This window comes from Corynebacterium falsenii, assembly GCF_020099275.1.
GTDB lineage: Bacteria > Actinomycetota > Actinomycetes > Mycobacteriales > Mycobacteriaceae > Corynebacterium > Corynebacterium falsenii.
In genome coordinates this window covers 2,390,938-2,416,915 of record NZ_CP083646.1, presented here as the reverse complement: position 1 = coordinate 2,416,915, position 25,978 = coordinate 2,390,938, and the positions used below count along the sequence as shown (strand labels likewise).

19 protein-coding genes are annotated in these 25,978 nt (G+C 61.0%); 15 read left to right on the top strand and 4 right to left on the bottom strand.

All coding sequences use genetic code 11. The features are described 5' to 3' along the window. The first annotated feature begins 186 nt into the window (after nt 1-186). Nucleotides 187-996: a zf-HC2 domain-containing protein gene (locus LA343_RS10390; protein ID WP_025403267.1), complete on the top strand. Its 810-nt coding sequence runs from the start codon at nt 187-189 to the stop codon at nt 994-996. An 18-nt stretch (nt 997-1,014) separates the two neighbouring features. On the opposite strand, the gene LA343_RS10385 is transcribed toward LA343_RS10390, so the two are convergent. Beyond that, nucleotides 1,015-2,457 carry a dolichyl-phosphate-mannose--protein mannosyltransferase gene (locus LA343_RS10385; RefSeq protein WP_081737433.1) on the bottom strand — a complete coding sequence of 481 codons (1,443 nt, stop codon included), beginning with the start codon at nt 2,455-2,457 and terminating at the stop codon, nt 1,015-1,017. 239 nt (nt 2,458-2,696) lie between these two features. Between LA343_RS10385 and rsmI the strand changes: the two genes are divergently transcribed. Further along, entirely contained in the window at nt 2,697-3,656 is a 960-nt protein-coding gene (gene rsmI, locus LA343_RS10380; RefSeq protein ID WP_224209162.1) for a 16S rRNA (cytidine(1402)-2'-O)-methyltransferase, read from the top strand. Between the two features lie 228 nt (nt 3,657-3,884). Beyond that, nucleotides 3,885-5,873, top strand: coding sequence for a BCCT family transporter (locus LA343_RS10375; protein WP_025403264.1), 1,989 nt, complete (start codon nt 3,885-3,887; stop codon nt 5,871-5,873). A gap of 168 nt (nt 5,874-6,041) precedes the next feature. Here the strand turns inward: LA343_RS10375 and LA343_RS10370 are convergent, their stop codons facing one another. Further along, the gene (locus LA343_RS10370) at nt 6,042-6,533 is read right to left on the bottom strand and encodes an RrF2 family transcriptional regulator (RefSeq protein ID WP_025403263.1); all 492 of its coding nucleotides are present in this window, start codon (nt 6,531-6,533) and stop codon (nt 6,042-6,044) included. Between the two features lie 436 nt (nt 6,534-6,969). Here LA343_RS10370 and metG point away from each other — a divergent pair, with 436 nt between their 5' ends. The 10 genes from metG (at nt 6,970) to LA343_RS10320 (ending at nt 21,149) form a co-directional block, all read left to right on the top strand. Then, on the top strand, nt 6,970-8,820 hold the full coding sequence (gene metG, locus LA343_RS10365) for a methionine--tRNA ligase (RefSeq protein WP_025403262.1): 1,851 nt from the start codon (nt 6,970-6,972) through the stop codon (nt 8,818-8,820). A 6-nt stretch (nt 8,821-8,826) separates the two neighbouring features. After that, the gene (locus LA343_RS10360; RefSeq protein ID WP_025403261.1) at nt 8,827-10,218 is read left to right on the top strand and encodes an MFS transporter; all 1,392 of its coding nucleotides are present in this window, start codon (nt 8,827-8,829) and stop codon (nt 10,216-10,218) included. Nucleotides 10,219-10,249: 31 nt separating this feature from the next. Further along, nucleotides 10,250-11,134, top strand: a complete 885-nt coding sequence (locus tag LA343_RS10355; RefSeq protein ID WP_025403260.1) for a TatD family hydrolase — start codon at nt 10,250-10,252, stop codon at nt 11,132-11,134. Nucleotides 11,135-11,467: 333 nt separating this feature from the next. Then, the gene (locus LA343_RS10350) at nt 11,468-12,634 is read left to right on the top strand and encodes a resuscitation-promoting factor (protein WP_025403259.1); all 1,167 of its coding nucleotides are present in this window, start codon (nt 11,468-11,470) and stop codon (nt 12,632-12,634) included. 81 nt (nt 12,635-12,715) lie between these two features. Continuing rightward, nucleotides 12,716-13,702, top strand: coding sequence for a 16S rRNA (adenine(1518)-N(6)/adenine(1519)-N(6))-dimethyltransferase RsmA (rsmA, locus tag LA343_RS10345; RefSeq protein WP_224209161.1), 987 nt, complete (start codon nt 12,716-12,718; stop codon nt 13,700-13,702). Next, entirely contained in the window at nt 13,699-14,661 is a 963-nt protein-coding gene (locus LA343_RS10340) for a 4-(cytidine 5'-diphospho)-2-C-methyl-D-erythritol kinase (RefSeq protein ID WP_025403257.1), read from the top strand. The genes rsmA and LA343_RS10340 overlap by 4 nt, the downstream gene beginning before the upstream one ends. Before the next feature lie 46 nt (nt 14,662-14,707). Beyond that, complete coding sequence (locus tag LA343_RS10335; RefSeq protein ID WP_025403256.1) at nt 14,708-16,603, top strand: ABC-F family ATP-binding cassette domain-containing protein; 1,896 nt, start codon at nt 14,708-14,710, stop codon at nt 16,601-16,603. 364 nt (nt 16,604-16,967) lie between these two features. Then, the gene (locus LA343_RS10330; protein ID WP_081737351.1) at nt 16,968-18,974 is read left to right on the top strand and encodes an alpha/beta hydrolase; all 2,007 of its coding nucleotides are present in this window, start codon (nt 16,968-16,970) and stop codon (nt 18,972-18,974) included. A 118-nt stretch (nt 18,975-19,092) separates the two neighbouring features. After that, the gene (locus LA343_RS10325) at nt 19,093-19,419 is read left to right on the top strand and encodes a putative quinol monooxygenase (protein ID WP_025403254.1); all 327 of its coding nucleotides are present in this window, start codon (nt 19,093-19,095) and stop codon (nt 19,417-19,419) included. 122 nt (nt 19,420-19,541) lie between these two features. Further along, a complete protein-coding gene (locus tag LA343_RS10320; RefSeq protein WP_081737350.1) occupies nt 19,542-21,149 on the top strand; it encodes an L-serine ammonia-lyase in 1,608 nt (535 codons plus the stop codon). Between the two features lie 150 nt (nt 21,150-21,299). On the opposite strand, the gene LA343_RS10315 is transcribed toward LA343_RS10320, so the two are convergent. Continuing rightward, complete coding sequence (locus LA343_RS10315) at nt 21,300-22,739, bottom strand: HNH endonuclease signature motif containing protein (RefSeq protein ID WP_025403252.1); 1,440 nt, start codon at nt 22,737-22,739, stop codon at nt 21,300-21,302. Between the two features lie 342 nt (nt 22,740-23,081). Between LA343_RS10315 and ppk2 the strand changes: the two genes are divergently transcribed. Both ppk2 and LA343_RS10305 read left to right on the top strand, forming a co-directional pair. Beyond that, the gene (gene ppk2 / locus LA343_RS10310) at nt 23,082-24,023 is read left to right on the top strand and encodes a polyphosphate kinase 2 (RefSeq protein WP_025403251.1); all 942 of its coding nucleotides are present in this window, start codon (nt 23,082-23,084) and stop codon (nt 24,021-24,023) included. 72 nt (nt 24,024-24,095) lie between these two features. Then, nucleotides 24,096-25,226: an enoyl-CoA hydratase/isomerase family protein gene (locus LA343_RS10305; RefSeq protein ID WP_025403250.1), complete on the top strand. Its 1,131-nt coding sequence runs from the start codon at nt 24,096-24,098 to the stop codon at nt 25,224-25,226. An 8-nt stretch (nt 25,227-25,234) separates the two neighbouring features. Here the strand turns inward: LA343_RS10305 and LA343_RS10300 are convergent, their stop codons facing one another. Further along, on the bottom strand, nt 25,235-25,960 hold the full coding sequence (locus LA343_RS10300) for a nicotinamide mononucleotide transporter family protein (protein ID WP_025403249.1): 726 nt from the start codon (nt 25,958-25,960) through the stop codon (nt 25,235-25,237). Nucleotides 25,961-25,978: the final 18 nt, after the last annotated feature.

Sequence of the window (25,978 nt, the reverse complement as noted above, 5' to 3'; positions counted from 1 at the left end):
ATAGTCTGGGCCGCAAGCGCGGGCTTCTTACCGCAGGGCAGTAGATCGGCCCTATGGTCATTCGGGAACTCGGCGCCCGATGGGCTAGATTCGATAGCGAAGCGACCCAATGGCCAGCAGGCAGCAGTAGAGCCACAAAAGAGCCATAAAGTGCCACAGTAGGGTCAGGATAGGAAGAGGTCATCCGTGGAGTGCAGCGAGGTCCGAGCAGCCCTCTCCGCCCGGCTCGACGGTGAAGAGGCCAAGCTCCCTGACGATCTCGTCGACGCCCACCTCGAGGCCTGCTCCGAGTGCCAACAGTGGTACGCCACCGTCACCGCCCTCGGGCGCAATCTTCGGATGGGCACCGCACAAGCCCCCGCCGGCCCGCAGATCGACGCCGAGCAACTCGCCCAATCCGTTCTCTCCACCGCCGAGCAGCACCCCAGCGTGTTCGTCGGCATGCGCCGCCGCACCTTGCCGCTCATGCTGGGGCGCGTCGCCCTAGTCGTGCTGGCCGTCGTATACGTGCTGTGGGGCGGATATCTGTTATTCAGTCCCACCGGCGGGTTGCTCAGCAACGCGGTCGAGACCAGCTCGGATCCCGCCACCTCCGGTTTTATCGGCGACGCCGCCACCGTCCGCTTCGCCCTCGCCGGTGGATTAGTCTGGACGGCCTGGCGCCCCAAGGTCGCCTCCGGCGTGTTGCCTATCTACCTGGGACTTTTCGCGTTTAGTGCCGGATTTGCCGCGCGCGACATCATCGTGGGACTCGTGGGATCCGACTCTGTGGCTACCGATATTTCCACCCCTGTGTTTACCGTAGTGGTCTACGCCGCCTCAGCCCTCGCGCTCCTGGTCGTGTGGTTGGCACGCCACCACGTATTCACGCCGTTACGCCAGTCACTGCGGATGATGCTGGCCCAGCCGGTGACATTTAGCCCCGGGGATGTGCAACGAAACTCCAACTTCCGGCTCGGCGACCGCCGCCCACCTTCCGACGGGCAACTCGGATAGCGTCGGCGACGGATAGTTCTACCTCCACGATGGCAGCCACATGCGCATGTGGAATTCCATATCGTTGAGCGGCATGGCGGTGTAGATCGGCAGGAAGAACAGGAAGTTCCACACCACCAGCGTCAAGTAACCCACCACCACGATGGGGCCCGCGTACTTCCGCATCAGTCGAGCCGCCTGGTACCGTTTCACCCCCGGCCGAGCAACCGGTTCGGGAATCCGCCAGTTGAGCAGCTGGCCCAGCGTGAGCGCTATCGCGATGATGAGGAACGGCGCGAGGTTGAGCGCGTAGAACAGGTACATCTGCCGATCCAGATCGAGCAGCCACGGCAGAAAACCGGCGGCAAATCCCACCACGGGCACAGCCCAGCGGGCATCGCGGTGAATGATCAGGCACCACAGGGCCCACAGCATCACCGGCACGCAGAACCACCACACGGCGGGGGTTCCCACGAGCAGCACGATCTTGTGCACCCCGGAATCCGAGGACGGGTTGTAGTACATCAGCGATCGGGACGACACCAACCACGACCACGGCTTTGATTCCCACGAGTGGTAGTGGCCGTTGGAATTCGTCAGCGAGGTGTGGAACTTCAGTACCGACTGGTGATAGTAGATGAAATTCTGCAGGCTATCCGGCAGGAAAGACCAGAACCACCCGTTGGTTTCTGGGTAGCGTCCACTCTCCACGGCGTGCCGGAAAGCTCCTGTTTCCGACGCGAACCAGGGGCGCCACGTCAGCAGATACACGCCCACCGGAACAATGACCACTGAAAAGAACGACGGGACAGCATCCAACACCAAGGCCCCGCGCAGAGGCTTGGGCACTCCGAACTTGTGGCGTCGGAAATAATCGGCAATCGTGATGGCTACGCCCACGAAAGCCATGTAGTACAGTCCCGACCATTTCACCGCCAGGGCCAGGCCCAGAGCCACGCCCGCCGCAAAACGCCACCACCGGAAGCCCATGCGGGGGCCAAGGGGGCTGCGTGCGATGCGCCCCTCCGCCCACACGCGGATGAAGCGCTGCTGCATCTGCTCGTAGTCGCGGATGATGAAATACGCCGCGAGGCATACGAAAAGCGTCTGGGTGTGGTCCAACATGCCGGAGCGACCGGTGACGAACAGGATGCCGTCGCACAACGCGATGATGCCGGCCGCGAGGCCGACGAAATCCGAGCGCGACAAGCGCCGGGCGATGGTGGCGATGAGGAGGATGACGGCTATCGCGCACAACGCGCTGACGATACGCCAGCCCCACGGCGAGTAGCCGAAGACCATCATCCCGAGCGCTTCCATCTGCTTGGCCAGTGGTGGGTGAACGACCAATCCGAAGCCGGGGTTATCCTCAATGCCACCGATGAGCGGGTTATCCCAGCTGCGGGCGATCTGCCACGACTGCGGCACATAATGCTTTTCGTCGAAGACGGGAGTGTGCGCGTCCGTCGGGCGATTGAGCATGGTCAGGCGACTTAAGGCGGCGAGCACCGTGAGGCACACGAGAATGAGTAACCATCGCGTCCACCAGATGCCAGCGAATTTCGCTACCCGCGGGGAATCGCCGGTGCGCGGCGCGCGTGCTGGTGCGGACGCGGCGCGGCCAGGCAATGGGGGAGCCAAGGTGGAAGCAGACACGGCTCCATACTTTAGTTGCTTGGGTGGACAGGGGGTAGTGCCGTGGGCATGGCATGCTGGAGGTCATGTTAGAGGCCATGGACGAACAGGCGCGGGACGATGCAGGCGTGAGCTCGGAAACAGCTGGAGCAGCCGGGGTAGAGGGGTTGCTTGAGCGTGCCGCTGACCAACGGCGCAAGTACCCCGGCGGGCGGATCGTGTTTGCGGCCACGCCCCTAGGCAATCCGCTCGATGCGTCGATCCGGCTGATCGACGCGCTGGGGAGCGCCGACGTGATCGCGGCAGAGGACACTCGCCGGACCCGCGCACTCGCCGCATCGCTGGGAGTGAGCATTCATGGTCAGGTGATCTCCAATTTTGATCACAATGAGGTGCAGCGGGCGGAACAGTTCGTGGAGATGGCACGGAGCGGCAAGACGGTGCTGCTGGTCACGGATGCCGGAATGCCGGCGGTGTCCGACCCCGGATTCGCGCTGGTTACCGCGGCGAACGAGGCAGGGGTGCCGGTGACGTGTCTGCCCGGTCCGTCGGCGGTGACCACTGCGTTGGCCCTGTCCGGCTGTGCGATGGGACATTTCAGTTTCCTGGGATTCGTGCCCCGCAAGGAGGGGGCGAGGAAGGACCTGTTTCGCCAGTACGCTGAGCTGCCCCACGCGATGTGCTTCTTCGAGTCACCCCACCGGTTGGCGGCGACGCTGGCGAGCGCTGCGGAGGTGCTCGGTGCCGACAGGATTGGGGCCGTGTGCCGAGAGCTGACGAAACCGTACGAAGAAGTAAAACGCGGCACACTCGGTGAGCTGCGCGACTGGGCCGGTGGGGGAGTCAAGGGCGAAATCTGTGTGGTGATCGATGCTGCGGGAGAGAAGACTGAGGCGGAAATCGGTGCACTCATCGAGGATCTGGTCGCTGTCGTGGAGGCAAGGGTGAGCGCGGGCGAGCGGCTCAAGTCGGCGGCCGGCGACGTGGCGAAAGAGCACGGGGTGAGCAAACGGGAGTTGTACCAGGCTGTGCTGGATGCCCGCTGAGGCGGGGAGAACTGAGAGGAGAAATCAGGGGAGAACTGGGCATCCTTCGCGCCAGCCGCGGATTGTTACGGAATCGTTACTAACTGCGGTGAGGTGAGCCTATAGTGCCGTGAACTGTACCTATAGGGGGGTAATTCTCAAAGAAGGGCAGGCGGGGATGGGCTTTCCCGTGCTGAAAAGGAGGTTTTCAGGTTGAAAACAGGAGATTTTTAAGATCATTATTAGAGAATGAGTGTTTCAGAGGCTAAACGAACCAATGGTGCTGACGGTGGCGCCAGCAGCTCTGGAGACGTGAACGACGGCGGTCACGTCATTCAGAAAGACGAGAATGCGCCCATCGACTGGGTAGTGACGAGCGCCGCGGCCGTCCTTATCCTCGCCGTCGTGGCATGGGGACTGTTCTTCGGCGACAGCTTCTCTAGCTTCGCCTCCTCCGCATTGAGCTACGTGGTTGACGATTGGGGATGGCTGTACGTCCTAGCCAGCTCCGTGTTCGTCTTCTTCATCCTGTTCATCGCGTTCAGCCGCTTCGGCCACATTCGCCTTGGCAAGGACACGGAAGCTCCAGAATTCAGCACCGTGTCGTGGGTGGCCATGATGTTCGCCGCAGGCATGGGCATCGGCCTGATGTTTTACGGCGTCACCGAGCCCCTGACCCACTACCGCGATGGCGTTCCCGGCGGAGAACCCGGAAACGTCGGTAACGCCATGGCAACCACCTTGTTCCACTGGGGACTTCACCCCTGGTCCCTCTACGCCATCGTGGCACTTGCTATTGCCTACGGCACCTTCCGCCTGGGCCGTAAGCAGCTGCTGTCCGCAGCCTTCATTCCTCTGATTGGCGAGCGTCGCGCCGAGGGCTGGCTGGGCTGCGTCATTGATACCGCAACCATCTTCGCGACTGTCTTCGGTACTGCTGCATCCTTGGGTATCGGTGCAGTGCAGATTCAATCCGGACTCGATTCCACCGGCCTGATCCACAACCCCGGCACGTGGGTCATCGTCGGCACCATCGTGCTGCTCAGCGTCTGCTTCCTCATCTCTGCAGCGTCAGGTGTGGGCAAGGGCATTCAGTACATTTCCAATGCCAACATGATCCTCGCTGGTCTGCTCGCGCTGTTCGTCCTCATCGTCGGCCCGACAGTGGTCATCCTCAACATGATCCCGACCTCCCTGGGCAACTACCTGTCCCAGTCCTTCGAGATGGCTTCACGAACCGCCGACTCTGATGCGGATGCAGGTAAGTGGCTGGGAAGCTGGACCATCTTCTACTGGGCATGGTGGGTTTCCTGGTCCCCGTTCGTGGGCATGTTCCTCGCACGCATCTCCCGCGGCCGCACCATCCGCGAGTTCGTTTCCGTCATTCTGCTCGTTCCCACCATCGTGACCCTGATCTGGTTCGCCATCTTCGGTGGTTCCGCGATCCACCTGGACGAAATCGGTCAGAGCATCTGGGGCGACGGCGACTCTACTCGCCAGTTGTTTAACCTCCTCGAGACCTTCCCCATGGGACACGTTGCGTCCATCCTCGCGATGATCCTGCTGGCTACCTTCTTCATCACCTCGGCAGACTCCGCCTCGACCGTGATGGGTACCCTGTCCCAGAACGGCCGCCTGGTCGCCGACCGCAAGGTCACAGTGCTGTGGGGTGTACTCACCGCCGCTATCGCTATCGTGCTCCTCATCTCCGGTGGCGACGGCACCTTGACCAACCTGCAAAACGTCACGATCATCGCAGCCAGCCCGTTCGTGTTCGTGATCATCGCCCTGATGTTTGCGATCGTTAAGGCGCTGTCCAATGACCCGCTCTACCTCGATGAAAAGCCCCAGCGTGAACATTCGCTGCGCGCGGCACGCGAGCGTCGTCTCGGCGAACAGCGGAACCGGGCAGGCCGGAAGTCTCGCGCCGTTCGCAAGGCCGGAGCCACCGTGGCAACCGGCGTTCCCCAAGAAGATGTTGCCGACGGAACGCTGGATGCCGAAATCGAAGCCGGACCGGTGGCCGATGACTACCGCGAAGCCTCCGATCCTCAGCTGGCACACCGCCAAGATATGGAATACGCCGAGCACGCAGCCACGCTCGATTCCGACGAGGTGGATCTCGACGAGGCGACGGCTCAGTCGGATTCCTCGGAGTCGCAGAAGCCTCACCGCGACCCCACCAAGCCCAGCGACCGGGATGACGATGACAGCCAGAACGGACGCAACAGCCAGTAGCGGCACAACATAATTCAGCTGACTCCATGTCACCATGGGGCCGGCTGAGTCATGTCTGCAGCTAAAGTGCCCGCGTGGTCTGCATACCTTTGCGCGAACTGCATCCCGCACCCCTGTCCGCACTAGGTCGGGGCTGGGGTGGCGGAAGCTTGTGGCGTCGAGAAAAAATCAGTCGGTGGCAGAAGACCCCTGCGACTCAGAGGTGTCCTCGGATTCCGTACCGGCAGTCACCCGATCAGTGTGGATAATGTCCCTAATCGTGTGCGTATTGAGCACATCGAAGAAAGCATCCTGCGCCTCGACGAGAGCCTTCGTCAACGGACATGTGGGCTTCATGGTGAAGGTGCTGCTGCTGAGACGGTCAATGATGTCCTCATCGCCCTCGAGCTCCTTGATGAGATCGCCCAAGGAGAAGTCGAGCGCACCGGGAGCCAGCAAAATCCCGCCTGTACGGCCGCGCGACGACTGGATGACACCCATATCGGCTAGCCGAGAGACAACCTTGGCAACGTGGGTCTGCGAAGCGTTAATAGCTTCCGACACGGAGGATGTGGTGGTACGAGGATGAGACCCCTCCTCACCGTCAGCGGCACGCACAGCTGTATCAGCGAGCTGCATTACGATCCTCAGACCGAGATCTGTAAAGCGTGTCAGCTGCATAGCTTTTCGATTCCCTCTACGCAAGAATTCATTCGGTTGCCGGGCGAAACCATCGTCCCAGAGAGTTTTTCCTTGGGAAAAGCCACGCCAGCTGAACCTGAATACAAGTTTACTCCATTAAGCGGTACTAGGGTAGCACACTGAAAGCCCCGTGCAGAACATGTGATACCGGTTTTAGGGCAGGTCGCGGGGGTGAAATCAGATGTGCAGTCCACTGTGTAGAGCGGTGAAATTGGGACGGATTTTGTTGATTATCGACGCCACCATGTTCAACACTCGTCGGAAATGCCATGGGCGTAGCATGCTGCGCCGACGAAAGCTGCTTGAGTGTCGCTTGAGTGGCAGTGACTCGTCACCGAACCCGAGTGAACAACCCCAAGCGAACAACCCCGAGGCCCATTCGCGACCGCATGGTGCATGACATAGTCTGTAATACATGTCCAAACGTGTTCTTACCTGTGTAGCTTGGCCCTACGCCAACGGCCCCCGTCATATCGGGCACGTCGCTGGCTTCGGAGTTCCCTCCGACGTTTTCGCGCGGTATCAGCGCATGGTCGGAAATGACGTTCTGATGGTCTCCGGCACGGATGAACACGGCACGCCCCTGCTGGTGCAGGCCGAGAAGGAAGGGGTCGGCGTTCAGGAGCTCGCCGACCGGTACAACCGCGTCATCGTGGAAGACCTCGTGGGGCTCGGGTTGTCCTACGACCTGTTCACTCGAACGACCACGCGTAACCACTACGCCGTGGTGCAGGAGCTCTTCCGCGGGCTGTACGCCAATGGCTACATGATTACGCAGACCACCCGTGGCGCGATCAGCCCGTCGACCGGACGCACCCTGCCGGACCGCTACATCGAGGGCACGTGCCCGATCTGCGGCGCTACCGACGCCCGCGGCGACCAGTGCGATACGTGCGGCAACCAGCTCGACCCCGAGGACCTCATCAATCCCCGCTCGAAGGTCAACGGCGAAACCCCCGAGTTCGTGGACACCGAGCACTTCATGCTGGATCTGCCCGCGCTCGCCGAGGCTCTCGAAGAGTGGCTGAAGGAGCGCAAGGGCTGGCGCCCCAACGTGCTGAAGTTCTCCCTTAACCTCCTAGAGAACATCCGCCCCCGCGCCATGTCCCGCGACATCGACTGGGGCGTGCCCATCCCCGTCGAGGGCTGGCAGGATAACAACGCCAAGAAGCTCTACGTGTGGTTCGACGCCGTGGTGGGCTACCTATCCGCATCCATCGAATGGGCCTGGCGCACCGGAGACCCCGAAGCATGGCGGAAGTGGTGGAACGACCCAGAGGCCCTGTCGTACTACTTCATGGGCAAGGACAACATCACATTCCACTCCCAGATCTGGCCGGCCGAGCTGCTCGGCTACTCCGGCGAGGGATCCCGGGGTGGGGAAGCAGGTCCGCTGGCTGAGCCCACCCTCAACCTGCCGACGGAGGTTGTCTCCTCCGAATTCCTCACCATGTCCGGCTCCAAGTTCTCGTCCTCCAAGGGCGTGGTCATTTACGTGCGCGACTTCCTTAAGGAGTTCGGTCCGGATCCGCTGCGTTACTTCATCGCCATGGCCGGCCCGGAGAACACCGACACGGACTTCACCTGGGACGAGTTCGTGCGCCGCATCAACTCGGAGTTGGCCAACGAGTGGGGCAACCTCGTGAACCGAACCGTGTCCATGGCCCACAAAAACTTCGGCGCCATCCCCACCCCCGGCGAGTTCACAGAGGAGGATCAGGCGCTGCTCGACGAGGCCGCACGCGCCTTCGGCATCGTCGGCGATAACCTCAACCGTTCCCGCTTCAAGGCTGGCATCACCGAGGTCATGCGCATCGCCGGGCGGGCCAACCAGTACATCGCCTCCATGGAGCCGTGGAAGCTTGCCAAAAACAAGGACAATGACGAAGAACAGCGCGAGCGCCTCGCCACCGTGCTCTACGTGGCCCTCCAGGTGGTCAGCGACGTCAACGCCATGCTCACCCCGTACCTGCCGTTCTCCGCGCAGAAGGTATACGAAACCCTCGGCGGCGAAGGCATTTGGGCCGCACAACCCGAGGTTGTGGAAGTCACCGACGACTCTCCCCGCGAGCCCGTCGGAACCGGCGTGCCCGCCGCCGGCCGCAGCTACCCCGTCATCATGGGTAACTACGCCGATCAGGCCGCGCGCTGGGGCCGCATTGAGCTCACCCCGGGCGTGGAATTGCCCAAGCCCAAGCCGCTGTTCCAGAAGCTGGACGCCGAACTTGCCGAAACCGGCCCCGAGTGGGCTCCTGTGACAAAGTAAGGTGCTGTGACACCTCAGCACCACACCGGCCGCCCCGCCACCACACCACCCAGTACGGCCAGTACGGCTAGTGAAGCCAGTACGGCTAGCGAGCCCGCCAAGGCCATCAGCCTTGTGTCGGTCATCGCCGTCGTGGCAGTGCTGCTCACCAGCTCCAATCTGCGCAGCCCGGTGAGCTCCTTCCCGCCCATCGCGGATGTCGTCTCCCGCGCTCTTGGTGCCGATACGCTGTTTGTTGGCATCGTCGGCATGGCGCCCACCGCGATGTTTGCTGTCGCCGCCGTGTTGTCCGGCCCGCTCGCGCGAGCACTCACCTTCCGCGCCGTTACCACAACCGCGATGGTGCTCGCGACCGTAGGGTTCGGCCTGCGCGCCATCACCTCCAACGAGATCGTCTTCCTCATCGGCACGATGGTGGGTCTCGTCGGCGTGGGCATCACCAACACGTTGCTGCCCGCGCTGGTAAAGGACTACTTTCCCTTCCGACTGACCACCATGTCCATCGCCTACATGGTCGCCGGGCAGATTTCCATGGCTACAGCCTCAGTCGTTGCCGTCCCACTTGAACAGTGGGGTGGGTGGCGCCTGGCCATCGGCATCTGGGCTGTTCCGCCGCTGCTGGCCGCGCTGTGCTGGGCATTGCTGGTCTTCGCGGTCGCGCCGGGCTCGGCCGCGGAACGCGGTCGGCACGTCCTGCGGCGCTCGCATCCGCGACAACTCGTGCGGGCTTTCCGTGGTGGGCGCATGGTGGCGTCGACGGAAAAGAAGCAACATAACGACCAGAATCCAGATCACGCAGAGGCGCGGGCCGGGTATCGACACATCTGGCGACACCCCGTGAGCTGGGGCATCGTGGCAATGTTTGCGATGACCTCATCCATTTCTTACTGCTTCATCACGTGGGCTCCGAAGATCGTCGTGCAGGCGGGTGGGTCGCCGACGTTCGGCGGTGTCGTGGGTGGCGTGTTCGCGGCCATGGGTATTGTCACGGCCTTCCTGTGCCCGTGGGCGGTGGAGCGGTTCCGCGCCGGGGCGTACGTGGTGACGATCCTGTCGGCGGCATGCATGTACACCGCGCTGGCAATGCTCCTAGTCAACCCCGCATTCCTGCCCGTGGTGTGGATCTCGCTCGTCGCGCTGGGCTGCGCGACCTTCCAGCTCGGCCTGATTCTCATCGCCACGCGAACGAGGCAAGCGGGCGCGGCGGCGGCACTATCTTCCGGAGCGCAGGGGATCGGATACACCGTGGCGAGCGTCGGGCCGTTCGTGTTCGGCGCACTGTTCGACGCCACCGGCTCGTGGACCCCCGGGCTTGTGATGCTGCTCGTCTTCAACACCGTGCTGTTCGGCGCAGGCCTGATCGCCGGGCGCCCGGTATTCGTCGACGACCCGAGGTAGCGCTGAGGGCCGGTTGTTTAAGCTGGAGGGCATGTCGAAAAAGAAGCCACGCCCCACGCCCGTGCCCGCCGAACGAATCTTTCCTTTGTTCGACGCCCATACGCACCTCTTCTCCACGGCCAAGAAGGATCGCAACCGGGTGAACGCCGATGGGGGATTGACAGGGCAGGCCTACGCCGAGGCCGTCACCGCACTCATGGATCGCGCGGAAGAAGCCGGCATCGTGGGGGCCTGCACGGTGGGGGACGGTATCGCCGAAACCGAGCGCGCAGTGGAGGCTGCACACATGGATCCGCGCGTCTGGGCGGCGGTGGCCGTCCACCCCACCGAAGCGGCGACCGTGAACGACGAGGTTAAGCGCAGGCTGACGGAACTTGCCCACGACCCGCGCTGCGTGGCAATCGGGGAGACCGGGATGGATACGTACTGGATTGGCAAGGATGACTCCACGGCAGACATTGACACCCAAGAGGAGATCTTTCGCTGGCACATCGAGCTTGCCTGCGCGACGGGCAAGGCGCTGATGATTCACAACAGGGAGGCCGATGAGCAGATCATGCGCGTGCTGGCGGATTCGCCGGAACCGCCGGCCGTGATTCTGCACTGTTTCTCCTCCGGGATAGAGGTGGCAGAAGAGGCAATCGAGCGTGGCTACGTGCTGTCATTCGCTGGCAACACGACTTTTAAGCGGAACGAGGAGCTGCGCGGGGCGGCGCGCCGGGCGCCGGCGGAGCAGATCCTCGTGGAAACCGACGCGCCGTACATGACCGCCGCGCCCTTCCGTGGTGCTCGTAACGAACCGGCCTTCGTGGGGCACACGGCCAAGGTGATCGCCGAGCAACGCGGGATTTCTGTGCAGGAACTGGCCCGCACGGTGACGGCGAATGCGCGGCGGATCTACCAGATCGGCAAGTGATCGTCGCGCGGCTGGCTCGTGGGGGGGGGGCGGCCGGTGGCTGCTGTTATGACGTGTTGGCCTGTGTGGTCAGTGTTAATGCCTGTGGTTAGCAGCCGTGTGATGTGAAGAACAAAAATCTCCAAATACTTGGACGTAACCGGATTGTTACCGTATTGTGACAAACATTGATCGTTGCGCCCCCGCTGGGGAAAGCGACGAACCTGGCGAGATAAGCCAGGAAACCTGGAAGAAGATCCTGAAAGAAACTGGAAAAACAAGGCACAACGTGGGCTCGGATAATAACCACAGACCCGAGTGCACCTGCTGATCAATCGAGAGGTAACAACCAACGTGTCGCCTAAGAAGAAGTCCCGACTTCACCGCATCAACAACACCAACTCCACGCCACTGCGCGTAGCCACCGGTGGCATGCTCGCCACCCTCGTCGTCGGCGGCGGCGTGGCCGTGGCCGGACAGAAGGACGTGACCCTGGATGTCGACGGAGACATCATTCACGCCAACACCATGTCCGGCAACGTCGAAGGTGTCCTGAAGTCCGCTGGCGTCAACATTGACGACACCGCACTCGTCACCCCGGCGCTCAGCGAGTCCATCGGCGACAACTCCACGATCACCGTGCGCAGCGCCCGCCAAGTGGCCCTGGTGATCGACGGCAAGCGTCAGACCATCGACACCACCGCCCTCACCGTCGGCAACCTGCTGGATCAGCTCGGCCGATCGGACGGCGGCGCGCTGCTCTCCAGCGCCCGCGATCAGAAGATCCCGCGCGAAGGCATGGACCTAGAGATCACCACCCCGAAGAACTTCACCATCAACGATGGTGGCAAGCCGGGCACCATGAGCCTGCCGGCTCGCACCGTGGGCGAGATCTTCAAGATGCGTGGCGTTCCGCTGCAGCCCGAAGACGTCGTTAATCCCCCGGCCGACACGCCGGTCACCGAGGGCATGCACATCGACGTGCAGCGCATCAGCACCAAGGAAGTCAAGGAAGAGCAGGACGTTCCCGCGCCCGTCCAGGTGCGCGAAGACGACCAGCTCGAGGCTGGCGTGGAGAACGTCGTTCAGGCCGGCGCTCCGGGTCGCGCACTGGTGACCTACAAGGTCCGCACCGTCAACGGCGAGGAAGCTGGCCGCGAAGAACTCAACCGCGAGAATGTCGCTCCGGCTCAGGAGCGCATCGTGGTCCGCGGCACTAAGCCGAAGGCCTCCACTGCATCCAATACCGGCGCATCCGCCCCCTCCGTGGCCGGCGGTTCCGTATGGGACCAGCTCGCTCAGTGTGAGTCCGGCGGAAACTGGGCAATCAACACCGGCAACGGATTCTCCGGCGGGCTGCAGTTCACCGACTCCACTTGGGCGGGCTACGGCGGTACCCAGTACGCACCGTCCGCACACATGGCAACCCGCGAGCAGCAGATTGCCGTGGCCGAGAAGGTACGGGCATCCCAGGGTTGGGGCGCATGGCCGGCCTGCAGCGCTAAGCTCGGCCTGCGCTAGAACCACCCGCAACCACCCGCGCAGTGGCGGGGCATGCCGTCGCGTGCGGAGCTTAAGCGGTAGTGGACTATCCTTGTGTGGGTGACAGCTCAACCGCAATCGTCAAGCTCTCCAGCGCATCTCCTTGGCCCCCAGGAGGTGCGCGCACTCGCGGATGAATTGGGGATTCATCCGACGAAGAAACTGGGGCAGAACTTCGTTCATGACCCGAATACGGTCCGCAAGATTGTTGCGGAATCCGGCGTCGATACAACAGACAACGTTATTGAGGTCGGCCCTGGTCTCGGGTCGCTCACGCTTGCTCTGATCGATTCTGTGGCTCACGTGACGGCCGTCGAGTTGGATCCACGCCTCGCGGAGAAATTGCCCGACACTGTGCAGCAGCGGGCCCCGCAGCGCGCAGACCACCTTGAGGTGATCCATGCGGACGCCCTACAGCTCACCAGACAGGATCTCGACGCGCGGGGGATCGACTACCCGACGGCGCTCGTGGCCAACCTGCCTTACAACGTGTCCGTGCCGGTGCTACTTCATCTGCTGCATGAATTCCCCACGATCACACGCGTGCTCGTGATGGTTCAGCTGGAGGTCGCCGACCGGCTCGCCGCCACACCCGGAAGCAAGATCTACGGCGTGCCGAGCGTGAAAGCCAGCTTCTACGGCCGGGTCAAACGCGCCGCGACGATTGGCAAGAACGTGTTCTGGCCCGCGCCGAAGATCGATTCCGGCCTGGTCCGTATCGATCGGTACGGCGCGGGGGAGGCACCGTGGGACAACGGAAGCGATGAAAGCGCTGAGGTGGTCAGCGGAGAAGAACTGCGTAGGGAAGTGTTCGCCCTCGCCAATGCGGCCTTTTTGCAACGGCGCAAGACCCTGCGAGCAGCCCTCGGAGGCCACTTCGGTGGCGCGAGCACTGCCGAAGATGTACTCCACGCGGCGGGCATTGACCCGAAGGAACGCGGCGAGAAGTTATCGATCGGTGATTACGTTCGATTGGCGCGGACCTCGCTCGTCCACGCGGCAACGACCGGCGGTGGCAGCGAGAACGACACGGGAGCACAAGAATGACAGCGAACCGCAGTACAGCGACCGCACAGGGAAAGATCAATCTGCACCTCGCCGTCGGCGACGTGCGGCCGGACGGATACCACGAGCTCACTACGGTGTTTCAAGCGGTGGATCTGACGGAGCGCGTCACCATCGAATATGTGGGCGACGCGGATAGCTCTGGGATTCGGTCGTTGACAGTCAGCGGATTCGACGCCCACCTCGTGCCCACCGACAGCTCCAACCTGGCGTGGCGAGCGGTCGAGGCAATCCAGAAACTCGATGGCGCTCATACCGGCGGTCAATCCGTGTCGATTCACATCGACAAAGGCGTTCCGGTAGCCGGAGGAATGGCCGGAGGCTCCGCCGACGCCGCGGCGGCACTGCTCGCGGCTAGCGACCTGTTCTTCCGAGACAACCCGGCGGACGCGCCAGACATGAACACGCTCATGTCCATCGCCGCCGAGCTCGGCGCGGACGTTCCCTTCTGCCTCCACGGCGGGACCGCACTGGGAACGGGAAAGGGAGAGAACCTCGTTCCGGTGATGACGAGCGGTACGTACCACTGGGCCATCGCAACCGACAAGCGAGGGCTGAGCACCCCATCGGTCTTCGCTCAGCTCGATAAGCAACGTGAGGCAGCCGCAGCCGGTCAGCGCCCCAACCGTCGCACCGGCACCCCCGACGCGCTCATGCTCGCGCTCCGCAGCGGCGATCCCCACCAACTCGCGGAACACCTATCGAACGACCTCCAAGCACCAGCAATCAGCCTGCTGCCCAGCCTGCGCCAAACCCTGCAGGCCGCCCGGGAGGCAGGTGCGCTCGCAGCCATCGTCTCCGGCTCCGGCCCCACCGTGGCAATGCTGTGCACAGATCACGATCACGCAGTAGATGTAGCCACCGCCGTGTCCGTGTCAGGCACCGCTAGCGCTACCCTCACGACGTCCACGCCGGGGCCGGCTGCGGGCGTCGAGAAATAAGAAGACCCATAACGACAACCGGCCGCAAACATACAAGGACACGAGATTGAGCAACCTCATTAACCTGGAAAACGTCACGAAATCGTACGGGCTGAAAACGCTGCTGGACGGCGTGAGCCTCGGCATCAACACCGGCGATCGCGTGGGCGTGGTGGGGCTCAACGGCGGAGGAAAATCGACCCTGCTCAACATCCTCAGCGGAGTTGATACGCCCGATAGTGGCCGGATCAGCCACAACAATGACCTGCGCATGGCGATGGTCACCCAGGATGTACTGCGGGAAGCCCTCACCGACCCCGAGGAAGCAGGCGTGACCGTGGGCGACGCGGTGCTGCGACCGCTCGACATGGAGGTGTACGAATGGGCATCAAACTCAAAGGTGCGCGCAGTCCTCAACGGTCTGGGGATCACTGACCTAGGTCTCGACACCCCGGTCCGCGACCTCAGCGGTGGCGAGCGGCGCAGGACCGGCCTCGCAGCAGCGCTCGTGCAAGACCTCGACCTGCTCATCCTCGACGAGCCGACCAACCACCTCGACGTGGAAGGCGTGCAATGGCTCGCCGAACACCTGCTGGGCCGCAACTGCGCACTCGTGATCGTGACCCACGACCGCTGGTTCCTCGACACCGTGGCCAACCACACCTGGGAAGTCCACGACGGCGCCGTGGACGTGTACGAAGGCGGATACAACGACTGGACCTTCGCCCGGGCAGAACGAGCCCGGCAAGCTGACGCCGCCGAACAGCGGCGCCAAAACCTAGCGCGCAAAGAACTGGCCTGGCTCCGCCGCGGAGCGCCGGCCCGGACCTCGAAGCCGCGCTACCGGATCGAAGCAGCCGAGGCCCTCATTTCGGATGTACCTCCCGTGCGCGATTCGGTGGAACTCATGCAATTCTCCGCGCGCCGCCAGGGCAAGAAAGTCATCGACCTAGAAAACGCCACCATCACGACACCCGACGGGCGAGTGCTGGTAGACGATCTGACCTGGCGGCTGGGGCCGGGCGAGCGCATCGGCCTGGTCGGAGTTAACGGCTCCGGCAAAACGACGCTCCTCCGCGCGCTGGCCGGGGAACTGGATCTGGAATCCGGGGTGCGCAAGGAAGGCAAGACAGTCCGTCTGGGATGGCTGCGCCAAGAACTCGACGACCTTGACCCGACTCGCAGGCTCATCGGCGCGGTCGAAGACGTGGCGACATACGTGACCTTCGGCGACAAGGAAATGTCGGCATCGCAACTGGCCGAGCGGCTGGGATTCTCCGCGAAGAGGCAGCGGACACCGGTGGGTGACTTGTCCGGTGGCGAGCGGCGACGCTTGCAGCTCACCCGCGTGCTCATGGCTGAACCCAACGTGCTGCTACTCGACGAGCCGACGAACGACCTCGACATTGATACGCTTCAGGAACTCGAAAGCCTGCTGGATAGCTGGCCGGGCACCCTCGTTGTCATTTCCCACGACAGGTACCTCATCGAACGCATCTGTGACAGCACATGGGCGTTATTCGGCGACGGTAAACTGACGAATCTCCCCGGAGGGATTGAACAATACCTGGAGATTCGCAAGAAGCAGGAGCGTGCTGAGGGGCGTAACGACAACGTCTTGGAGCTGGGACACAGCCGGGGTGGCGACGGCCAGGCAGGCTCTGATGCAGATACCGGGAAGGGCGCAGGAGAGGGGCCGACGAGCTCTGCTCCGCGGTTGAGCTCGCAACAAGAACGAGAGTTGCACAAGGAAATGAAATCCGTTGAACGCAGCCTCGATAAGATCGATAAGAAGCTGGCCAAGCTCAATGACCAGATGGCGACAGCAGCAGGCGAAGCTGCAGAGGGCAAGTTGGATTCAGACAAGCTGCGGGATCTCGACAGCCAGCTGAAGACCACCCAGGATGAACGGGAGGAATTAGAAATGCGGTGGTTAGAGTTGGGCGAGATGCTAGAAGGGTAGCTAGGGGACTCGCGGCGACGTGCGATAGGGAGCGAGCTAGGGGAAAGTACGCCGGAAAGAACGGCTCCTTTGCGAATGAGTCCTACAGGAGTACGAGGCTGAGACGATAGGCAAAGGGACCAGAAAATCTGGTAGGTTTCCTTTTATTCATATTTTCGCACCCTATAGAGATGCCAGAGACCGGAGCGCCAGCGCTTGGTCTGTGACGGTCAGGGGAGTTCACAATATCTTTGTCTCAATAGGTATAAGAGGCTTGAGAGGATTGAGCAGTACACGGGCGAAACGGCTTCTACAGGTCGTTTTCTTGCCGATGCTTAGGTGAACTAGCGAAGATTTCGAGCAACGTTTTTGGTGAGGCACATTGATGGAAGACACTCCTTCCCCAGAGATTAAAGGACAGGCTCAACCGAATCCGGGCGCTTCCAGTGGAACTTCCAGTGTTGACAAGCCACGCGAAAGTTCTTCTGATCAGGCAACTCAAGCGACAAAAAGTTCTCAACCGGGGGAGACGGGTCCAATTGGATCTGCGATTCCATTTGCGTCTCTCGTCCGTAATAACGAAAAAGCGGAGCAGTTTACGCGGACTCTGCAGAAACGATTCGTGCGACTCGACCCGGGTGCCCTCATTCTCGGAGGGCTGGGGTTCGCATTCTCCCTCACCCCCTCATTGCTCCCACGCGACTGGCTGTTCCAAGGAGTCGCAGCAGGACTCTCTGCCGGAACCCTGTACATGATCGGTGTGGTGATTCACTGGTTCTGGGACGTATGGATCTACGAACTCGTGGAGCAGCCCCTGGCACAGATGAAGGATCGGGCGCGCAAGACGTTCAAGAGAACGGAAAAACGCGCAGGTCTGACTGATCAAGAGGTAGAACGATGGCGGTCCAGAGCTGAACTCGGCTTAGCGGCACTCATCATTATCGGGCTCATCGTATGGGTGAGCTTCGCCCTTCGGTGGCAACGTGAGCTAGCCAATCTGATGGGAGCCGAGACTTACAGCACGGCGGAATTCCTCCTTGTGGTGCCGGTGGGTGTGTTCATTTGGGCTGTGATCATCGCTTTCGGAAAGGCCATACTCTGGGTCGTGGATAAGTTGGCCAACAGCACGATCGGCCGACACCTGGGCAAAATCCCCCGTTTTATGTTGGCCTGGGGTGCCGTTCTTGTTGTTCTCCTTCTGCTCTTTGACAAGGTGGTTCCGGGAACCATCGTCGGTGCAGCTGAAGATGTGTTCTCCATCCGAGACAGGGAGATTCGCGAGGACCTCGTTCAACCGCAGAATCCAGAGCGATCCGGCAGTCCGAGTTCACCCAACAAGTGGGAAGACCTAGGAGCCTATGGCACCCGCTTCGTGGGCTTGGGGCTGCATAAGAAAGAACTGGAAGAGCTCACTGGCCGGCCGAGTAAAGAACCCATCCGTGTGTATGCGGGTCTGCGTAACGGTGACAATGACATCGAACGCGCGCAGAGCGTGGTGCGCGAATTGGAGCGCACAGGTGCGAAAAATCGCAAGGCCTTGTTGGTTGTTCCCACCACCGGAACCGGCTGGGTCAACCCCACTGCGGCTCAGGCATTTGAGCTCATCAACGACGGCGATTCAGCGATCGCATCGGCGCAGTATTCTTACCTCCCCAGCGCCATCCAATTCATCGCCGACCAGCAGCGGGTCGAGGATGCCGGAAAGGCCCTTATTTCGACAGTGGCCGACTGGTGGAACACGCTGCCGCGCGACAATCGCCCCAAGCTTTATGTCTACGGCGAATCCCTCGGAACAACCGCAGGAGCAGGTGCCTTCTCGGGCTTGAGGGACGTCGTTTCCACCGTAGATGGAGCGCTGTGGGTAGGTCCGCCGAACAGCAATAAGCTCTGGAAGGATCTCGTCGATCGTCGCGATCCGGGCAGCCCAGAGGTATCGGCCGTGTATGCGGGTGGATTGATTGTCCGTTTTGCAGAAAATTCGCAGGAAATCTGGCGCTGGCGCGAGCAACAGGACTTGGATTCCCCGACCGGGTTGCTGCACCCGCGCGTGCTGTTCATCCAGCACCCATCGGACCCTGTGGTGTGGTGGTCTCCCTCATTGATCTTCAATGAACCAGATTGGCTCAAGGAGCCCCCAGGATTCGATAGGTCTCCATCGATGAGATGGATCCCATTCGTGACTTTCTGGCAGGTGACCCTTGACCTGCCGCGTGCAGCTAACGTGCCGAATGGGCACGGCCACAACTATGGCTCCGCCGTGCTGGAAGGAATGCTGGCCATGATCGGTGGCAAGGACTTCAACCCCGAGCGATCGCAGCAACTGGTCGACCAGCTGGACGAAGCGATGAAGGGGCAAGGACCTGAGAAGGAAATCGGTGTAGACAACGGTTAGATGCGAACTATTTCGATGGGGTTTGGTCGAGAGTTCACAGTTGGCGGTTCGGTGATTTCTTTTGAGTGCTGTTGAACGCCATCGAACCCACTGGGGCATACGCCGGTAAGCTGGGGCCATGATCCTCATCAATGTGAAATACCAAGTACTTCCCGAGCACGCAGACGATTTCCTCGACAAGGTTTCGTGGTTCACTGACGCGACCCGCGCCGAGAATGGCAACATTTTCTTCGACTGGTTCCGCAACCCGGAGAAGCCCACTGAGTTTATTCTGGTGGAATCCTTCCACGATGATGCAGACGTTGCCCATGTGGAGTCGGATCACTTCAAGCGCGCATGCGAAGAAATCCCTCAGTACCTTCAGGAAACACCCCAGATCATCAACACCAAGATCCCCGGCAAGACTGAGTGGGACGAGATGGCGGAGTTCAAGGTGGAAAAGTAACCCACCTAGCCACTGTGGTGCGTGCTCTCCTGTGATGGAGGGCTGATGGGAAGCGTGGGCGGGGGCCCGCGTTTATCTGACACCACGGTCGGCGCCACGGGGGAATCATTACACTGTTGCTCATGACAGTGAGCGTTTTCGACCTTTTCCAAATTGGTGTGGGACCATCCTCATCCCACACTGTTGGTCCCATGCGTGCGGGGCTGAGCTTCGCCCGCGATCTAAAAGCCGTAATGGATGCTCAAGAAGAATCCACGTCGGCCGAAACGCCCCCCGACACATCCCTCAAGCAGCTTGCCGATGACGGGTCGCACGTCAAGATTGCAGACGTGGTCACTCCTCCAACAACCGAGGAAACTGCCATTTCAATCATTCTCTACGGTTCCTTGGCTGCTACAGGGTCAGGTCACGGAACTCTCGGAGCATGTCTCCTTGGTCTGGACGGATGCGATCCAGCCACGGTTGATCCCGACTACATGGACATGCGGCTGAAGCAAATTAGGGACACAAGGCGCATTGACCTCGCGGGGGATCCTAATCGTCCAGTGGTCTGTGGATTCGAGGACATTATCTTGCGACCAACAATCCGCCGCACAATCCACACAAATGCGGTGACTTTTGTCGCCCACGCCTCCACAACGGGGGACTCGAATCCTGTCGACGCCGACAATCCCAGCAAAGACCGCAGCAAAGACCGCAGCAAAGATCTCAGCGCAGCAGATCCGCGCCGTGACCACGATTCCGAGGCAATGCCAGGAGCCAAAGGGTTTAAGCAGACCTACTACTCCATCGGTGGTGGCTTCATCCGCACCGATGAGGAGAAACCCTCACTGGATGGCCTATCTGGTCCGTGGCTCTTTACCTCAGGCGATCAGCTCATTGAGCTCGCGCAACGGGCAGGCCTTGCCATTTCCGAGGTTCAGAGAAACTGCGAGCAGTCGTTGAGGACCGATGACGAGATCAGTGAGAATCTCGATGCCATCGCCCAAGCGATGGAGGACTGCTCGAAGAGAGGCGTGACCTTCGACGGGGTGCTGCCAGGTTCCCTGCACGTGCGCCGTCGTGCAAAGCGCTGGTACGACCAACTCTTGGATGAGGATCCGCACCAAACAGCCGAGTTTTCCGAGGACTGGGTCAACCTCATTGCGCTTGCTGTGAACGAAGAGAACGCTGCCGGAGGCAGGGTTGTTACTGCACCGACGAATGGCGCTGCCGGCATTCTCCCGGCCGTGTTGTTCTATGCACGGAACTTCACCCCTGCGGGCAAGGACGATCCGCGAGAGGTCAATCGCCGTTTCCTTCTCGCTGCGGGCGCCATCGGCAGTCTGTACAAGGAGCGCGCCAGCATCTCCGGCGCTGAGGTCGGTTGCCAGGGTGAAGTAGGGTCGGCAGCGTCCATGGCTGCAGCCGGTCTTGCCGAAGTTCTTGGTGGCTCGCCCCGGCAAGTCGCCAATGCCGTAGAGATCGCGATGGAGCACTCGCTCGGCCTCACATGCGATCCGATCGGTGGGTTGGTACAGATTCCCTGCATTGAGAGGAACGCGATCAGCGCAGGTAAGGCGATCAATGCAGCAAAGATGGCCCTGCGTGGCGATGGGGATCACCATGTCACTCTCGACGAGGTCATTGAGACCATGCGACAGACCGGTGTCGACATGTCAGATAAGTACAAGGAGACTGCAGGTGGCGGTCTGGCCACGAACGTGGCTGTGAACGTGCCGGAGTGCTAGCTGAACCACTTGCTGGGGATAATCTTAGTGACACCCCGTCGTCTACATTCGAGTTTCCATTCGAGCATGCCGAAAAGGCACGGGTTTTACCTACCGTGCCTACAATCTTCGGCCACTCTGCCCCCTACTCCCTCGGCCACTTCAGTCACTTCAACCACTCGATCCGCCAACCCCACCAGTTCTCGCTCTCGCCCGTCCCGATAACTGACTGGTGGGATGCTTGTTGCTCCGAGGTACCCGGTCAGGATCAACGTGTTCGGGTGGGATCCACAGCACTCGGTCGTCACTTCCTGGACCGGGTCTTTCGGTGTGCCACCTGTTGGGGTTGCTTCGGTCATCGTCCACTGTGCCGTGGTGGTACGGGCTGGCGAAGGTGAGATTGTCGAGGTTCGTCTCCCCACCGTGTTTCCAACCGTCTACGTGGTGAATGTGGCAGTAGGCCGCCATAGCCGAAGACCCTGGAGCCGAGCTCAACAGTTCTTCGCCCACAAGAGCAAGGTATTGCTCCATGCTCGCCAGGCGGGTGGAGCGTCCTAGGTAAAGCGTCGCTCCCCGCAGATCGAGAAGCTGAACATAGAAGTCCGTGCAATCGGTGCGCGCGATCAAACCTTCTACGTCAAGGTGCGTTCCCGTATCCGTGATCGCCTTTCCTCGTTGCGTCAGCACATCTTCCAGCCGGGCTGTCGCCACGATCGTTGTTGTGCCCCGTCGTGGCCTCAGCGGCTGAGAAGCTCTGTCCTTTGCAGATGAATCCTTCCGTGCGAACCCAGCGAACAGGCACGCCTCGAGTGCGTCGTGTCTACGCTGTTCCGGGGTCCTTTCATCGGCGAGCGGATCGCCCGCGCTCGATGCCTCTGGCCCATCTCCCTCGGCTGCTCCTCCTTGTAGATCGCCGGGCTTTGCGTGATCTGCGAAAAGCCGTTGCAGTCCCGCGGCGAACTCGGGTGTCGCGAGTCCGCGGAATGAGCTCATGCCGTCCTCGGCTTGTGGGGATAGGGTGAAGGATCGCTTTCGTTGGCGATCTTCGTGTGTGTAGGGGTCGTCGGCGCCCACGAGGTCTCTGAGGTAGGTCGAGATCTGCCCCATCGCATCTGGGCCGTTGCTCTTTGCGATCTCGGCGATGGTGTCGTCGCATTCACTGGTTACCCGGTCTTGGGCACTGCTCGGCAGTGCTCGGATGGCTCGGTCGACGGTGGCCACGGCATCGTAGCCGAGCGTGCCGGCCCGCACTGCCTCTCGTACGTGGGGCATGTATTCCGGTTTGGGCGCCTGATCAGCATTATCGTCGCGGTTGTCAGGTTCGTGATCGAGCCGGTGGAAGCTCTCTAGTCTGGCTTTAGCTTCCCGGTGCGGCATGGCGAAGACTCTTTTGAGGTAGCTGATCTGGCGTTGGCTGCTCAGCGGCATGTCTTTTTCATGGGCGCGGAAGAATGGCGCGTCAGCGAGGGCCAGTTTGCGTTGGATTTCCTGCAGCTGGCGGTACAGCGCGGTCCGCTGCGATGCGGGGAGCTCAGCCCACCCGTGTGAGTCATGTTCGATGATCGACTCCGCTGCTTCGTCAAGATCGCGGATCGCTTCGCTGATGGTCATGGTTCCCTCCTTCCCCTGGTTTCTCGTTCTCGACGCCACCCCAGTGCTCCCCTTGCCCGGATTCCGCTATCGGGCTGTCTCGGTGGCTCTTACTGCTGCGTCTGTCGTCAACGTATCTGCTCGCATTTGTGGGAAACAGCAGGGGAGTTGTCAGCTTGGGGATAACTCCATGCCGTTGAGCCTGCTATCCCCACTGACTCGTTGTGCCCCTAGCTGAATTGCCTTCGCTGAATGCATGATGAGAGGTTGGTTCATCCGGACCTTTGCCGGGGCGGTCAAATGGGGTTGGAAAAATGCAATTGCGTTTAATTTTCCCTGTTCGGTGCGACTACTATGGGAACAATGAGTAAGTCGTCGTTGCCGAAGTTGGATAAGAAAGCCTACGAGGAAGAGCTGAAGCGTCTTCAGGCTGAGCTCGTGGAAATGCAGCAGTGGGTTGTGGAGACCGGTGCACGCATCGTCATCGTGATGGAGGGGCGTGACGCGGCGGGCAAGGGTTCTGCGATTAAGCGGATCACCCAGTACCTCAACCCTCGCGTGTGCCGCATCGAGGCTTTGCCGGCTCCGAACTCCCGCGAGCAGGGCCAGTGGTATTTCCAGCGCTATATTGAGAAGCTTCCGACGGCCGGCGAGATCGTGATCTTTGACCGCTCGTGGTACAACCGCGCCGGGGTGGAGCGGGTGATGGGATTCTGCACCACGCAGGAGTACCGCCGATTCCTGCACCAGGCCCCGATTTTTGAGCGGCTTCTTGTGGAAGATGGCATTCTGCTGCGCAAGTACTGGTTCTCCGTGTCGGATGAGGAGCAGATTCGTCGCTTTAAGTCCCGTCAGTCCGATCCGCTGCGCCAGTGGAAGTTGTCTCCCATGGATCTGCAGTCGATCACTCGCTGGGAGGATTACTCTCGCGCCAAGGATGAGATGTTCGTTCACACGGATATCCCGTCTGCTCCTTGGTACACCGTGGAGTCCGAGGACAAGAAGCGTTCCCGCATTAACGTGATCTCTCACCTGCTGAACACCATTCCGTGGGAGTATGTGGAGAAGCAGGTTCCGAAGATTCCGGATCGTCCGGATTCGAAGTTCACCTACGAGCGCCCTCCGCGTGCACAGTTCCGTTACGTGCCTGATGTGGCCGAAAAGCTAGAGAAGCAGGCGGTTAAGGAGGCACAGGAATCCAGCGACGATGACTCGTCGAAGGATAAGAAGGCGAAGAAAGAAAACAAGTCCGGCAAGAGCTCCAAAAAGAATCACAAGCACAAGGGCCACAAGAACAAGAAGTAAAGCACCGGCCTTGCCGCAGCAAAACTTCACAATGTTTGCACACGAAAGTGTTATTCGTGTCACCATGGAGCTATGTCTGCAGCACAGGAAAATACCCAGCCCCACATCCGATCGTTCGTTCGTGGCACCACGGGGGTGATCGAACTCGATCGCCCAAAGGCTCTCAACTCCTTGGATCTTGAGATGCTCCGCGGCATCGATGATGCCCTCGATAAGTGGGAGCACGACAATGCCGTCCAACAGATCGTCATTACGTCGAGTAAGGATCGAGCCTTCTGCGCCGGCGGCGATGTTCGGTGGGTCAGGGAGGAAGACGCTCGCGGCAACTACGCAGCAGGAGATGACTTCTTCGAAGAGGAGTATCGCCTGAACTTGCGGTTGGGTAAGTTCCACAAGCCACTTGTGGCTCTGCTGGAAGGTGTTGTCATGGGGGGTGGCTTTGGCATCTCGGCCCATGGCTCGCATCGAATCGTGACACCGCGAACGCTCGGCGCCATGCCGGAGATGGCCATTGGCTTCGTCCCAGATGTTGGCATGAGCTACACCCTCACGCATCTCGATGTGAGCCCTGTCATGGGACTATTCATCGGCCTCACCGGTTGGCGTCTCAGCCCCGCTGACATGCTCTACACGGGCCTGGGCACCCACGCGGTGGAGGATATTCATGCCTTCCTCGACGATCTCTGCGCGGTGGACAGCCGTTCCGAGGACGCGCTTCACGCCGCTTTGTCCAAGCACGCCCTCAGCGATGAGGACTTCGCGAAGCTTGTCGACAACCCCCAGTCCGAACTGCAAACCCACCGCGAGTTCATTGAGCAGACGTTTGCGAGCGGTTCGTGGGTCGATATTCAGAATCGCTTGGCAGATGCGACAGCGGCGGCACAGAAGGAATCGCCCAGCGAGGAAGATGCCCCAGACGATCCCCAGAACTTCCGCGCCTTCCTCGACAAAGTGAATGATGCGATCGCCGTTGCCAACCCGGAAAGCCTCGTGGCTGCCGTGGAGCTATTCCGACGTAGCACGAAAACGGATCTCGAAACTGCGCTGGATAATGAGCGTGCCGTGGGCAATCAGCTCCGCCGTCAGGAGAATTTCCTCGAAGGTGTCCGTGCTGTACTCATCGATAAGGATCGCAACGCATCGTTCGATCCATCAGATGCACGCGATGTTGATGTGGAGAAGTGGCGCCAACTTCTCTCTTAGCTTCTCTCTTAGGCTGCAGCTTCCTTCCGTTGCACGCGCAGCCACACCACAAACCCCCACAGCACGAATGCCCCGTACACCACGTAAAGGGTTGCTGAGGGGTAGTACCCGGCCATGACCAGCAGCGGAACGCCCACCACGTCTACTCCGAGCCAGATCAGCCAGAATTCCGTCCATCCTCGGGCCATTCCGTATGTGGCCAGGATGGAGCCGGTGAAGATCCACGCGTCGGCCCACGGGCCCCAGGATCCCAGCGCGTCGAAGATCAGCGCGAACACCAGGGTGCCGGCAATTGCGAACAGCACCATCCCGATGCGCTGCTTGGCCGTGGCCCACCGTGGTTGCACCGCAGCTGTGTCCGCAGCTGGCTCACTGACGATCGATCGTGCGGGGTCGGTATGCTCCGGTTCGTGAAGGCCTTGCTGGCGCGCCTGTCTCCACTGATACCAGCCGTACAAGGACACAATGAGGAACATCACCTGTCGGCCTGCTTGGCCGTAGAGGTTCAAATCTTGAGGTGTGTGGAATAGCCCGCCCATGAACACGGTGAAAAGCAAAATATTGCCGATGATGCCCACGGGCCACGCCCAGACAACCCGTTTCATGCCTCCCACGGCTGATGCTAGCCCAAAGAGGTTGCCGACAATCTCTCGCCATAGGATCGGGTACCCACCCACGTAGAGCGTCGCATTGAGCAGGGTTGTAAAGAGATTGTCGCTATCCACGTGTGACATTGTTCCCGTCGAAGCGGG

Bases quoted from the DNA above. Each gene is read 5' to 3' on its own strand.
- LA343_RS10385 (WP_081737433.1), bottom strand. From the start codon at position 2,457: ATGCTCAATCGCCCGACGGACGCGCACACTCCCGTCTTCGACGAAAAG.
- rsmI (WP_224209162.1), top strand. From the start codon at position 2,697: ATGTTAGAGGCCATGGACGAACAGGCGCGGGACGATGCAGGCGTGAGC.
- LA343_RS10375 (WP_025403264.1), top strand. From the start codon at position 3,885: ATGAGTGTTTCAGAGGCTAAACGAACCAATGGTGCTGACGGTGGCGCC.
- LA343_RS10370 (WP_025403263.1), bottom strand. From the start codon at position 6,533: ATGCAGCTGACACGCTTTACAGATCTCGGTCTGAGGATCGTAATGCAG.
- metG (WP_025403262.1), top strand. From the start codon at position 6,970: ATGTCCAAACGTGTTCTTACCTGTGTAGCTTGGCCCTACGCCAACGGC.
- LA343_RS10355 (WP_025403260.1), top strand. From the start codon at position 10,250: ATGTCGAAAAAGAAGCCACGCCCCACGCCCGTGCCCGCCGAACGAATC.
- LA343_RS10340 (WP_025403257.1), top strand. From the start codon at position 13,699: ATGACAGCGAACCGCAGTACAGCGACCGCACAGGGAAAGATCAATCTG.
- LA343_RS10330 (WP_081737351.1), top strand. From the start codon at position 16,968: ATGGAAGACACTCCTTCCCCAGAGATTAAAGGACAGGCTCAACCGAAT.
- LA343_RS10325 (WP_025403254.1), top strand. From the start codon at position 19,093: ATGATCCTCATCAATGTGAAATACCAAGTACTTCCCGAGCACGCAGAC.
- LA343_RS10320 (WP_081737350.1), top strand. From the start codon at position 19,542: ATGACAGTGAGCGTTTTCGACCTTTTCCAAATTGGTGTGGGACCATCC.
- LA343_RS10315 (WP_025403252.1), bottom strand. From the start codon at position 22,739: ATGACCATCAGCGAAGCGATCCGCGATCTTGACGAAGCAGCGGAGTCG.
- ppk2 (WP_025403251.1), top strand. From the start codon at position 23,082: ATGAGTAAGTCGTCGTTGCCGAAGTTGGATAAGAAAGCCTACGAGGAA.
- LA343_RS10305 (WP_025403250.1), top strand. From the start codon at position 24,096: ATGTCTGCAGCACAGGAAAATACCCAGCCCCACATCCGATCGTTCGTT.
- LA343_RS10300 (WP_025403249.1), bottom strand. From the start codon at position 25,960: ATGTCACACGTGGATAGCGACAATCTCTTTACAACCCTGCTCAATGCG.